Source organism: Nostoc sp., assembly GCF_036917675.1.
In the GTDB taxonomy this organism is placed as follows: Bacteria; Cyanobacteriota; Cyanobacteriia; order Cyanobacteriales; family Nostocaceae; genus Nostoc.
In genome coordinates, this window is sequence record NZ_JBALCT010000068.1 from 38,521 (window position 1) to 51,884 (window position 13,364).

The following is a 13,364-nucleotide window of genomic DNA, read 5'->3' on the forward strand; positions in this document are numbered from 1 at the left end:
GATTTATGCAAGAAGTCTAATCTATCTATGGAGTAGCGAACAAGTAAGCTGGGTAGCAACTAAATTTATTTTTAAAATCTAACTTTTGAGAACAATGTTTACTAGCAAATTAACACCTTTTGGCTGTCGATGGACTCACAAAATCATGTAAATCTACATCCCAAATGCTGATGTAAATAAAATCACATTTTTGGCGGATAATCTGACCCTTGACTGAGCCATTCTTAAAACTAAAATTATCCGACTGGCGCTGTTGTACCTGTTTAAGTCCCTGCTTAATTTCTTCAGTGGCTTGCCCATCTAATAATCCATTCAAGGTAGTCTCCATTACTTGCGGATCTACGGATTGGGCAAAAGATACCTCAGTTTGACGCAGCACTTTAGAATTACGGTCAAATAAATAGCCAAGGTCAATTTTGTCTGGCACTAGTTTGTAAACGACAGCACGAGTATTGCCCCATGCGCCTTTTAAATCTTTACTTCGTTTGCCGAGGGTAGCTTCTACGATGTTTCTTGCTGTACCTGTAGGGAATGCCGGAACGCTTTCTCTGCTGGTAATGGCAGCTAATTTACTGCGCGGTTTCTTCTGTGGTCTGAAACGCGTTTCTGATGTGGGATTTACCAACGCAGGCATCGTCTGATTCTCTGGTTCTGGCTGTGGTGTGGATACTGGTGCTGGAGTATCTGAAATTACAGGTTCTTTTTCTGGTTGTGGTGTGGATACAACTGGGGGCTTAGAGGTTGGCAAAGGATCGGGAATTACTGGCTGTTGTGGTCGTGAGGTCGGTACAACTAGAACTGGAGAAGTTTGAGAAGAAACAGGCGGTTCGGGAGATGCAGAAGTGGAAGGCAAAGATTCAGGTGATGGGGTGGGACTTGTGGCAATAGTTGTTTCTGGTTGTTGCTGACGAGTGATGCTAGAAATTGCGATCGCACCAAGTAAGCCGGCTACTACCAAACTACCAACAATCACAACAGGTTTTTGCCAGTTTCCCCCAGAGGAAGACCGGGCGATACCTTCGGTGAGCTTCGCTAACGGCGAATTATTTTGCGGGGAATATAATGGCTGGGTTTGTCGAGTCGATATTGTAGTGGGAGACAAGCTGGAATTAGTTTCAGCCGATTTTGGGGGAATATGGCTAGTAGATTGCAAAGCATAGAGCATTTTATTAGCAGTGCTGTAGCGATCGCCAGCTTGAGGCTTAATTGCTTGATTGAGTACTGCCGCAAATTGGGAAGAGACGTTAGGGGCGTGCTGCTGCCAAAGTATTTCCCCAGTTTTCAGATCAGTTAGTAGTTCTTGCGGGTATTTGCCAGTCAGCAGATAAATCGCCGTTAAACCTAAGCTGTAGATATCAGTGGCGTAAACTGGGCGGCCAACGGCTTGTTCGCTAGGCATATATCCAGGCGTACCAATGACGAGCGATCGCGTCGGATGTCCTGGAGAATTCACCACTGAACGAATTGTTTCTTTGACTGCACCAAAATCAATCAAAACGGGCTGGCCATCAACAGAACGGAGAATGATGTTATCTGGCTTGATATCCCGGTGAATAATGCCTTTACTGTGGACATAATCTAAGACTGAAAGCAGACTCAAGAGAATTTGCCAAACAGCAGTTTCACTCTCAAATCCTTTGGCTTCGACAATTTTTGTCAGGGTTTGGCCGTGAATCCATTCTTGGACGAGGTAAAACTGCCCGTTCTCAGAAAAGTAGGCGTAGAGTTTAGGAATTTGGTGACTACTTTCACCCAAATATTCCAAGGTTGCGGCTTCCCGTTCAAACCGTTGTTGGATAAGTTGGTAGGTTTGCGGGTCATTATTGGTTATCGGTTTGAGTTGCTTGATCACACAGCGACGGCGAGAAGGCAGATGGACATCTTCTGCTAGAAAGGTTTCGCCAAACCCACCAGCACCGATTATCTGAATAACTTGATAGCGATTGTTCAGCAGGGTTATTGTCATGAAAAATTTCAAGCGTAGACACCCAGTACGAAGTCGGAGACTTCCTGTTTTATCCAGGCTTGTCGTCAGACATCTCCGCTCTCTGAAACTTACTCAATTCTACTTTGAGAGTCTTGAAGTTCAGTTTCTAGCTTGGAGCATGGGAGCGATGAGCCATCACTAGACTTGCACGATTGAGCTATCCGTGCGTAGTTTAAAATGTTGCGACTAGCATTTAAATCGCGGTCGATGGACAGGTTACAAGCAAAACACTCATAAACTCTTTGATTTAAAGGCATAGATTGTTTAGCGTCACAACCTTAAGCATTGCTGACTGGATGGAAACCATCTATCAACCAAACAGAGTTTAGATCCGTACCAAACGGTCTTATATTCTAGTTGGCGCTTAAATTCCGAAAAACCACAATCACTAATAGCACTAGCCAGTTTATGGTTTTTTAGCATACCCGATATGTTTAAATCTTCCACCCATACCTCGCTGTGGTTTTTGGCAAGATAGGTAGTTAATTTATGCAGGTTATCCGAGCGGATATTGCTAATTCTGTAATGACATTTAGCTAACTTGAGTTTGGTCTGATCACGATTCTTTCCTCCTTTAGTTCGACGACATAATTCTTTCTGGAGTTTTGCTAATTTGCGTTTACTTTTTCTATAAGCTTTCGGGTTAGGTGCAACAAAACCATTAGAGCAAGTAGCTAGGACATTAATGCCCAGGTCTACTCCTACAGGTTCGCCCAATAGCTGATTATTGATCGGTGTGGTGTCTAACTTAAAAGCAACAAACCATTTGCCAGCCCGTTTACTAATAGTGACATTTTTAGGGGAAACTCCTGGTAATTTTTCATGGCATTTTACCCACCCTAATATTGGCAATTTAATTTTATCGCCATTAATCTTTATACTGCCTTCTAAGTAAAAACTATCTCGAATATTCTTTTTCTTAAATTTTGGGAAGCCACTACCTTTTACTTGATGCATTCTTTTGAATGCCTGAATTAAATTCCTCAATGCTTCCTGTGGAGCGCACTTGGAAACTTCGTAGTACCAAGGATTAGCTGCTTTTACTGAAGCTACTAGCAATTTATGTAAATCAATCGATGTCGGGAATTTAATTTTATCTGTGGGATTAGCTTTATTGTGATTGAGGACTTCTTTAAGCAAAGCTAGACCCCAATTATAAGCATGACGGCTTGTACCTGCGTGTCTGGCGCACAGGTATGATTGTTTATTGTTTAGGTCTAACTGTGTTTTAAAGCTTTTCACTAATCGCTTTTAACTCCTCAACGATCTTCTTATTCTTATAGCTTCTGCTTCCGTAGAGTCTCGCTGCAAATACTGTAATTATTTCTCAGACATCATGTGCTAAATCTTCTTCAAAACTAGCATACTCTGTGCGATTAATAATTACTACCTCTGTTCCGAATTGTTTACATAAACTAAAAATCAGTTCCCTGCCAAATCGAAGTAATCTATCTTTGTGAGTTAGTACGAGTCTCAAAAGAGGTTATCAGTAATAAGTCTAATTAATCTTTTTAAACCACGCTTACTATAATTCAACCCAGAGCCGAAATCATCAATAATTTGGAACTCCCAACCATTAGTAGAACAAAATAGTTCTAATACTTGTTTTTGTCGCTCTAAGTCTGGCTTTTGATCGTGACTAGATACTCTGGCATAACCAATCGTCAATGAGTTGTCTGACTTAATGCCCAACAATTGAGCTAAATCGTACCGCCTGTGTCCGTTAACTGTTTTTTCTGGTACAAGTTTACCCTCTACCTCCCAACGCCTAAGTGTGGAAGCAGAAACACCTTTAAGTTTTGCTGCTTCGGATCTGCTTAACTTCCTCATGCTAGTATTATAGAAGTTTAGAAAGAATTAGATAATTATTTTGTTGCTGTACTCATCCCTTTTCAAATTTTAATTGTCTTGGCGATTTTCTGGCGAGTAAGGAACACTTAACCCATGAGGGGGTATAGATTTACCACTTAATCCCAGTAATGCAAATAAAGCTACTATATATGGTAGCATTGCTAAAAACTGATAAGGAATATTTGCACCAAAAGCTTGAATTCGTAACTGTAAAGCTTCCGTAGCGCCAAATAAAAAACAAGCCAGAGTAGTACCTAAAGGATGCCACCTACCAAAAATTAAGGCTGCGATCGCAATAAATCCTTTACCTGCACTCATCCCTTCTGTAAAAAATTTGATTTGTACCAAGGTGAGATCAGCCCCTCCCAAACTGACAAGACAGCCACTAAGTACTACAGCCCAATATCGCACCTTTGATACTGAAACTCCAGCCGTTGCAGCAGCTTCGGGATATTCCCCCACCGCCCGCAAAGTCAGCCCAAAGCTAGTACGAAATAAAAAATAGATACTGAAAGCAACTAGAGTTATCAGTAAATATACAAAAACATCATGCTGGAACAACATAGCTCCAAGTATAGGTATATTCGCCAGACCAGGAATGACTATAGGCTCAATTCCTGGTAATCTTTGAGTACTGCTGCCATTAAATACTAACCGCGCTAAAAACGATGTTAATCCCGCAGCTACCAGATTAATTGCTAACCCTGATACTAACTGATTAACATATAAAGTTACACATAAAAAAGCATGGAGTAAACCGACTAATCCCCCAGCAATCAACGCACAGATAACACCAAGCCAAGGGTTGCCAGTATAAAAGGTAGCAGATGCACTGGTAAAAGCTCCAGTTAGTAACATTCCTTCCAGGGCAATATTTAGCACCCCCGACCGTTCTGAGTACATTCCACCAAGGGCAGCAAATGCTAGGGGTACGGCTAAGTTTAAGCTAGCAATTAAGTAATCAGAGAGGAAGTTAAGGTTATTCATAGTTATTTTTTTTGAACGCAGAGGAATGCTAAGGGAAGTGCAGAGTATCGCAGAGAAGCTTTCGCGTTAAACCTCAGCATTACTTTGGGTTTTTATTTGTTAATCGTCTTTCTACGGCGAGGCTAATGGCAATGAATAACACAGTTAATCCTTGAATTACATAAACTACAGTCACAGGTACACCAGCACTACGTTGCATGACATTGGCACCACTACGCAAGGCGGCAAAAAATAGAGTTGTCAACACTACACCGCTAATACTACCGCGACTTAAAAAGGCGATCGCAATGGCATCAAATCCATAACCAGGGGAAACCTGTTCAAATAAGCGGTACTTCAACCCCATCACCTCAGATGCACCTGCCAACCCGGCTAAACCACCTGCTAACGCCATCACTAGAATGATCGTATTTTTTACCGAAATCCCTGCATAATGGGCTGCTGTGGGGTTAAAACCAACGGCGGCGATTTGGTATCCTAGAGGCGATCGCACCAATAATACCCACAATACTCCAGCGGCCATTAACGCAAGTATTATGCCAGCATGGGCAAGACTTTGGGGTAAGATAATCGGTAACTGTGCTTCTTTAGCAATTAATGGCGAATAAGGACTAGGTGCGCCTGCTGCTTTTAGGGGGTTTTGCACCAAGTAGCTAACTAAATTCACTGCAATGTAATTCAGTAATAAAGTAGTGATAACTTCATTGATTCCCCGTACTGCTTTGAGATAACCGGGTATCCAACCCCAAACCGCACCAAACCCAAACCCAGCGATAAGTGCTAAGGGAATGTGGATGATTGCAGGTATTCCTTGCACATATAAACCGATTAAAGTGCTACCCAATGCACCAAGATAAATTTGTCCTTCGCCACCGATATTAAATTGACCAGCCCGCAATGCTACTAATACTCCTAAACTGGTGAATAATAGGGGTGTCATTTTGGTGAGGGTATTGCCAAACCCAAAGTAACTAGAGAGAGATTCTTGAAATAAGACGGTGTAGGCGGTAATCGGATTTGCCCCTGCAAGTATGATCAGAATGGCACCGACAATCAGGGCAGAGATGATGGCAATTAGCGGTGATAAGATTGGTAGCAGGAATTGAAAGCGTTTATTTGTGATCATGATGCAATGATTGCCACCCCGTAAGTCGGCTTTTAGTAAGATAATACCGTGGAAGTTTTGTTCTCCTGCTGCATATCGATTGAGAAGTTCTTTAACGTCCTTAGCCTTAAACTTTCAGTGTAGGAACTGATATGATTATTCTTAGTTGAGCAGAGAGCTTAAATGTCTAAAGTAGAAGGCTTTAGGGTAAGAAATTATAGAGTTCTTCATGATGTCACCTTGGGCAAGCTATGGAACACGCAGAATGCCAAACCATTCTTACCAATGACAGCCGTCATTGGTAAGAATGGTGTAGGAAAAAGTACTATTTTCGACACTTTTGGTTTTCTTGCAGACTGCATGAAAAATGGAGTAGAGGAAGCGTGTGATTCTCGTGGTCGTGGTGGCTTTGAGAGAATTCGTTCCCAAGGACAAGAGGGAAGTATTGAGTTTGATATCTATTATAAAGAAGATCATAATGCCCGACCAATTACCTATGAGTTGGCAATAGATATTGACTCCTCTGGAAGACCTTATGTAAAGAGGGAAAGACTCAGACAACGAAGAAAAGGACAAAGCAGAGGACAACCATTTTCTTTTTTAATTCTCAATGAAGGTAGAGGAATAGCATGGAAAGGTGAACAAGAAGGTAAACAAGTTGAAGAAGAAGAAGGGGATTTTGATTTGTCACAATTCATAGAAAAAATACAGAAAGGTGAAGCAGAAGAAGAAAGTAAAGAAACTGAAGTAGTTGAACTTGACGATAAGCGAAAACTGGGAATTGCAACTTTAGGTTCACTCAAACAACACCCAAGAATTTCTGTGTTTCGTAGATTTATTGAAGGATGGTATTTAAGCTATTTTACTCCAGATGCAGCACGAAGTTTGCCTCTAGCTGGCCCACAAAAACATCTTAATATTCATGGGGATAATCTGGGCAATGTAGTTCAGTTTATGGAAAGAGAACATCCCAAAAAGTTTCAATCCATGCTTGAAAAGATAGCCAGCAAGATTCCAGGCATCAACAAAATTAGCACTGAAAAAAGCCCAGACGGAAGACTTCTTTTGCGTTTCAATGACCAGGGATTTAAAGACCCATTTTATGCTCAACAAATGTCAGACGGAACACTCAAAGTATTTGCCTATCTCCTCCTGTTAGAAGACCCATCACCACCACCATTTTTATGCGTCGAAGAGCCAGAAAATGGACTTTATCATAAACTTTTAGAAACATTGGCGCGAGAATTTCGAGAACACGCTACAGGTCAGAAGGGTGGAGCGCAAGTATTTGTTACAACACATCAACCATATTTTGTAGATGCCCTTGAACCTGAAGAGGTTTGGGTTCTGGAAAAGGGCGAGGATGGGTTTGCTAAAATTAGGCGAGCTAGTGAAGATACTCTGATCAATAACCTTGTTTCTGAAGGCTTACCTCTTGGCGGACTTTGGTACAGTGACTATTTGGATGCAAGGTGAGTAGAGAAAGCAACTTGGGCGGAAAGGATCTCTCCCCTTATGGACATTGACAATAATCAATCACCAAGTTTCTGCTATTTTCGAGATCAGCTTCGACGTTTAAGTGGGCATTAGGGCAAACAACAGATAATGTAAAGACTTGGCATTTTATCCTCTGCGTGTACCCCCAGCCATCAATAAACCAATTTCTTCTATCGTCGCTATCTCTGCATCCAAAATTGCGACAAACTCTCCTCTGTAGATTACGGCAATGCGATCGCTCATTGCCATCACTTCTTCTAACTCTGTAGAAATATACAATATTGCGGCGCCGCGATCGCGTTCTACCAATAAGCGAGAATGAACTGCGGCTGTCGCTCCTACATCTAATCCCCGCGTGGGTTGCATTGCAATAATTAAATTTGGTTCTCCCGCCAGTTCTCTTGCCAATACTACCTTTTGTTGATTTCCCCCCGATAGTTGGCTTACCTTGATATCTTCCCCAGTCGCTCGAATATCAAATTCTGCCATTGCAACTTGGGCATGATTGTTTATTGCTGGTGGTTGTAATAAAAAATGGTGGCAGAATGGCAAGTTTTTAAAAGCTTTCAAAATCAAGTTTTGGGCAATGCTAAATTGCAACACCAAACCTATTTTTTGCCGATCTTCAGGGATGTAACCTATTCTCTGCTGAGTACAAGAGCGATTAAACTCAATTTTACCGTTGATGATGCTTCTTACACCTGCGATCGCATCAGCTAATTCTCGTTGTCCATTGCCATCTACACCAGCAATTCCTAAAATTTCCCCAGCCCGTAATTGAAATGAAACATTACTGACAGCAGGAATACCCCGATCATTAGCAACTGACAAATTTTGTACCGACACTATCACTTTTCCCGGTACAGATGCAGATTTATTCACTTGTAAAACTACTTCCCTCCCTACCATCAATTCTGCTAATTGCTGAGGAGTCACTTCTTTAGCTGTCTTTGTCGCTACTACTTTACTTCGTCGCAGCACTGTTACTGTATCACAGAGATTAATTACCTCTTCTAACTTGTGACTAATAAAAATAATTGTCTTTCCAGCCCCCGCCAGTTGTCGCAAAATATTAATTAATGATTCAACTTCCGTTGGGGTCAAAACTGCTGTTGGTTCATCGAGAATTAATAGTTGGGCTTGGCGATATAAAACTTTGAGAATTTCTACTCGCTGTTGTGTCCCTACTGGTAAATTTTCTACTTGAACTGCGGGGTCAATTTCTAGACCATAGGCTTGGGATAAAGCAGCAATTTCTTCTTGTTTTTGACGCAGATTTAAACACCAACTATTTTCTGTACCCAGGATGATATTTTCGGTGACAGTTAACTGAGGCACAAGCATAAAATGTTGATATACCATGCCTATGCCGAGTTTGATTGCGCCCTTTGGAGAGGTAATTTTTACTGGTTTATCTTCTAGATAAATTTTTCCGGTATCAGGTTGATATAGACCACTAATAATGTTCATTAAAGTCGTCTTACCTGCGCCATTTTCACCTAAAATCCCATGAATTTTACCAGCATCAACACTGAAGCTAATATTGTGATTAGCAACAAATGAGTTAAAGCGTTTACTAATATTTTCTAAACGTAAATACATTGAATTTCATGCTTTTTTCACACAACGGGTATCTTTACCATCTTCCTGACAATTTTCAAAAATAATTCTTTTATCGATAATTCCCTGTTGTATTTTCAAAGCATTTTGTTTAACAGTTTCCGGTACTGCTGCCCCAAATTTACCTAAATAGAATATATCTTTTCTTTCTAAACCTATAGTATATATCTGCCCTTTGAGTTGTTTTTGTTTTGCGAGTTCTGCTAAATAAGCTATTGCTATATCTAATCGTTTAACCGCACTTGTTAACACTGCTTTGGGAGCAACATCTAATTGGTCTTTTGTATTCCCAAAAGCATAAACTCCTCGATCGCTGGCTGCTTGTAAAACTGCGGGTGAAGCACTATCTAACCATTGATAAATCACATCAGCACCTGAAGAAATTAAGGCAAGTGTAGCTTCTTTTGCCTTAGCAACATCATTCCAATCACCTAGAAATGTAGAAGTGATTTGAATATTGGGTTTAACTGATTTTGCTCCTAATTTAAATCCCCGTAGTTCTTCTTGGGTAGCGGGGAATTCTTGTCCAGCAATATAAGCTAATTTATTAGATTTAGTGATAGCCGCGCCAATAGTGCCACATAAGTAACTACCTTGCAAATGATCTATTCGCAAAGAGGCAATATTTTCTCCTTTGTTGTTACCATTTACACCCACAAAAAATGTATTTGGAAATTGTGCAGCGACTTGCTCTATGGCTGCATCAAATTGTCCACCGTGGGCGAATACAACATTATAACCCTTGCGGGCAAAGTCTGTTAATGCTTCTGTTTGATCTGATTGGGCGACTTGTTCTAGATATGCAACTTCTGCACCCAGCTTTTGTTTAGCACGGGTTAAGCCTTCATAACCAGACTGATTCCAACCTTTATCAGTGATCGTTCCAGGGAGTGCGATCGCTATTTTAAAACCTTCCCCACTACTACTAACTGTTGGTGTCGTGCTTTGATTGCTCTTGCAAGCTTTCAGTAAGAGGCTAGTAGCGAAAGTAGCTGAACCATACAAAACAAATTTACGTCGAGGAAAATATAGTGTCATAAGCTAAAATGATGAGCGCTGATCATCTTAGCTTAGACGAATGTTGCCCCACTGATTGATTCTGACGCCTCGGCGGAGCTTTCCTTTTAAAGAACAGTGTTGTAGTATATCTGAAATTTAGCTGTGGATTCTACCTCAGCATTTGTTGCTTGGGGCGTTAGTTGCAAATTGTTCTGCATTGCCTGCATCTGTAACATCATCTCTTTAATTTGTTTTTGCAACTCTTCAAATTCTGATGGCATGATTGCTGTTTGATTCACTTCACCAATAGCAGTTTGTTTGATGCTGTTCGGATTTTCTTGAGCATAGCTAAGGAAAGCTTGGGCAGATGCAAACGCAGAACTAGCAGCAACATTTCTCATAATCGTAGTGGTATTTTTTGGAGTTGCAACCTTTGGTACAGGATTTACTGGCTGTGCGTACATTGATGTTGGGATTTGGGCTTCAATAGGTTGAGATGCAGTTATTGCAGAGCTTTTTGAACTGAGAGCTTGATCAAAAGACACCTCGTCATCTAAAAAAGCGCTCAATCCAGAAATTTGCAGCCGAGGCTCGGAAACTTGCCATTCTTTTAGTAATGCTTCTTTTTGCTGTAGGTGTTGCTCTAGATTAGATAATTCCTGCTGAATTTTCGCTGATTTAGAGGAAGAATTTCGCCAACCACAGAAAGCGAGTGCTGAAATTCCAGACCCTATACTAAGTGCAGTTGCAAAAATTACGTAAGGGATAGCAATATCTCTAAGCTTGCCGTAAAAAATGGGTTCCTCCTGGAATTTGATGGCAATTTGTTTATCGCCTAGTGTTGCAAGGGGGAATGACATTAAAGAAAATACACTTAGGGAAGCGATCGCAGGTGGTAGTAAGAATTTTTGCAGTGCAGAAAGTGTCATAATCAGAAATGTTTTGTCAAATAAAAGACTATGGATAGATCGCGGTAGATATAATCACCGCTTGTAAAATCTAGCTTGTTTAGAGCTTTCACGGTCAGTCAGTATCTGTACTGCCTTAGTATCTAAATTATCCTTTATTCGAGATATTTTCAATATAAAACTGATGAAGAACTCAGTGATTTACGTAAATATTTTGTAAATTAAATAACTAAATCTGAATAGACAAAGGGAAATACAAAAATATAGATGTAAGTTTATATGTATTACTAGTCAAAGATTTTAGCCCTATTGACTTCCAATATCCAATTTTTGCAGATACAGAAACAATAGTAGCTAAATATTGCTCTAAGATTAGTAGGATGGTTATATGTATAGGATGTTATTTTAATAACTAACAAGCTGTTAAATAAATGCCTTGTAGTCAGAATACGAAAATTTATGCTCGATGAAATAGTCAGATATATAAAAATATTTTTTCAGTTAAGATACTGTAATAATATATTTTATGTAAGATTTACTACTTAAAATTTATAAGTAATTTAGCTGAGATATCGTTCTCCAGTAAGAGTAATAAAATTATGGGATTTAACTCTAAAAGTAAACCAAGAACATTCAGGTTACACAAGCAATACCTGATATTTTCCTTAAGCTTAGTGGTATTTTTAGTAATAATTTTGACTAAACTACCTGCTAGTATCCAGCTAGATGCTTCTAGGGCTGCGGCATCCATAGAGCTACCGCTTTCAACGATTGGCAGAACAATTGTGGATGCGAAAGGCAAGGTTGTATTGCCCAGAGGTGTTAACTGGTTTGGTATGGAAACTGATACACACGCCCCTCATGGTTTATGGAAACGAGATTATAAAGAAATGCTGGCGCAGATTAAAAGCTTGGGATATAATTTGATCCGGCTACCTTATTCTGTGGCAGCATTGCGATCGCCTAATATAAGTGGCATTGACTTTGGAATTGGCAGCAACATAGAACTCCAAGGTAAAACCCCCTTAGAAGTAATGGACTTAATCATTCAAGAAGCAGGACACCAAGGATTACTGATCCTACTCGACAGCCACCGCCTCAACGACGAGCAAATTCCAGAATTATGGTATGGAGATGGGTTTACCGAAGCAGACTGGATCGATACCTGGAAAATGTTAGCCATCAGATACAAAAATCAAGCTAACGTGATTGGCGCAGACTTAAAAAACGAACCTCACGGCAAAGCTAGCTGGGGTGATAACAACATCAATACCGACTGGCGACTAGCAGCAGAACGCGCAGGCAATGCTATTCTCAGTGTCAATCCTAATTGGCTGATTGTCGTTGAAGGAGTAGAAAAGAATGTCCCCGGTCAAAAACTGCTAGAGCATTGGCATGGTGGAAATTTAGAAGGTGTAAAAAAGTACCCAGTACGTTTATCTCGTTCTCACAAACTAGTCTATTCTCCTCATGAGTATGGCGCTGGGGTGTACAATCAGCCCTACTTTTCTGCCTCGAACTTTCCTAAAAATCTGATCGATCGCTGGCAAATAGGATTTAACTATATCGCTAGTGAGAATATTGCTCCCATCTTAATTGGGGAGTTTGGGGGACGGAAAGTAGACTTAAATTCCAAAGAAGGAATTTGGCAAAATGAGTTGGTGAAATACATTCAAAAAAATAACTTGGGCTTTACTTACTGGAGCTGGAATCCTGATAGTATTGATACAGGCGGAATTTTACTAGATGATTGGCAAAGTGTTGATCTACCCAAGCAGCAATTACTGTCCCAACTGCTTTCACCTGTACAAGTTCAACCGACAGATCAACCGAGTAATCCTTCTGTCTCCCCAACTCCGACTCCTTCTGTCTCCCCAACTCCGACTAGTACTGCCCAACTAAAAGTTACTACTGAGATTAATTCCAACTGGAAAACTGGATTTTGTGTCAGTTTCAAAATTACAAATCAGGGCAATACCAAGGTTAGCAATTGGCAACTGGCATTTAATATGAATCAAGCTAAGATTAATAATTCTTGGAACGCAGATTTTAAGCAGCAAGGAGCGATACAGTATGTAATGACTCCCTTGGACTGGGGAAAAACAATTGAACCAAATCAAGTACGCGATAACGGCTTTTGTGCCAATAAACTTGGTTCTGACTACCAACCGCAGCAAATAGCCGCCGTCTCCATTTAACCCGCATTCCGTAGATATTAAAGCAGATTGAATAATTATGAATTTGGATAAACCAAAGCCTGAAATGATTGTCAGAAAATCATTTCAGGCTTTTTTTCTCTAAAATAATCTCAGAAATTGACACTCCCCGCAATAAATTGACGGGGATTCTTGGTTCACCGAGCCAACTTGTCTGAACCAGTTACCTGAAATAGATAGAGGTCGTTCTCTCC

The 13,364-nt window shown here is 40.5% G+C and carries 10 protein-coding genes and 1 pseudogene; 2 read left to right on the forward strand and 9 right to left on the reverse strand.

Features of this window, described 5'->3' with window-relative positions; genetic code table 11:
• Positions 1–109 precede the first annotated feature (109 nt).
• From V7K31_RS26650 to V7K31_RS26670, 6 genes and pseudogenes are all read right to left on the reverse strand, one after another.
• A complete protein-coding gene (locus tag V7K31_RS26650) occupies positions 110–1,966 on the reverse strand; it encodes a protein kinase domain-containing protein (RefSeq protein WP_335098398.1) in 1,857 nt (618 codons plus the stop codon).
• An 89-nt stretch (positions 1,967–2,055) separates the two neighbouring features.
• On the reverse strand, positions 2,056–2,244 hold the full coding sequence (locus V7K31_RS31990; RefSeq protein WP_442941389.1) for a zinc ribbon domain-containing protein: 189 nt from the start codon (positions 2,242–2,244) through the stop codon (positions 2,056–2,058).
• Between the two features lie 13 nt (positions 2,245–2,257).
• On the reverse strand, positions 2,258–3,229 hold the full coding sequence (locus V7K31_RS26655; protein ID WP_335098400.1) for an RNA-guided endonuclease InsQ/TnpB family protein: 972 nt from the start codon (positions 3,227–3,229) through the stop codon (positions 2,258–2,260).
• Positions 3,216–3,817: pseudogene (locus V7K31_RS26660) on the reverse strand (IS607 family transposase). Before V7K31_RS26660 ends, V7K31_RS26655 begins: the two are co-directional and overlap by 14 nt.
• A 69-nt stretch (positions 3,818–3,886) precedes the next feature.
• Positions 3,887–4,825: an ABC transporter permease gene (locus V7K31_RS26665; RefSeq protein ID WP_335098403.1), complete on the reverse strand. Its 939-nt coding sequence runs from the start codon at positions 4,823–4,825 to the stop codon at positions 3,887–3,889.
• Positions 4,826–4,904: 79 nt separating this feature from the next.
• Positions 4,905–5,951, reverse strand: coding sequence for an ABC transporter permease (locus V7K31_RS26670; RefSeq protein WP_335098405.1), 1,047 nt, complete (start codon positions 5,949–5,951; stop codon positions 4,905–4,907).
• A 162-nt stretch (positions 5,952–6,113) separates the two neighbouring features.
• Here V7K31_RS26670 and V7K31_RS26675 point away from each other — a divergent pair, with 162 nt between their 5' ends.
• Positions 6,114–7,406, forward strand: coding sequence for an AAA family ATPase (locus tag V7K31_RS26675; RefSeq protein WP_335098407.1), 1,293 nt, complete (start codon positions 6,114–6,116; stop codon positions 7,404–7,406).
• A gap of 147 nt (positions 7,407–7,553) precedes the next feature.
• Here V7K31_RS26675 and V7K31_RS26680 read toward each other — a convergent pair whose 3' ends face one another.
• The 3 genes from V7K31_RS26680 to V7K31_RS26690 form a co-directional block, all read right to left on the reverse strand.
• Positions 7,554–9,029 carry an ABC transporter ATP-binding protein gene (locus V7K31_RS26680; protein ID WP_335098408.1) on the reverse strand — a complete coding sequence of 492 codons (1,476 nt, stop codon included), beginning with the start codon at positions 9,027–9,029 and terminating at the stop codon, positions 7,554–7,556.
• Positions 9,030–9,035: 6 nt separating this feature from the next.
• Complete coding sequence (locus tag V7K31_RS26685) at positions 9,036–10,085, reverse strand: BMP family protein (protein WP_335098410.1); 1,050 nt, start codon at positions 10,083–10,085, stop codon at positions 9,036–9,038.
• A gap of 86 nt (positions 10,086–10,171) precedes the next feature.
• On the reverse strand, positions 10,172–10,975 hold the full coding sequence (locus V7K31_RS26690) for a hypothetical protein (protein ID WP_335098412.1): 804 nt from the start codon (positions 10,973–10,975) through the stop codon (positions 10,172–10,174).
• Positions 10,976–11,553: 578 nt separating this feature from the next.
• On the opposite strand from V7K31_RS26690, the gene V7K31_RS26695 reads away from it, so the two are divergent.
• Positions 11,554–13,152: a cellulase family glycosylhydrolase gene (locus V7K31_RS26695; protein ID WP_335098414.1), complete on the forward strand. Its 1,599-nt coding sequence runs from the start codon at positions 11,554–11,556 to the stop codon at positions 13,150–13,152.
• Positions 13,153–13,364: the final 212 nt, after the last annotated feature.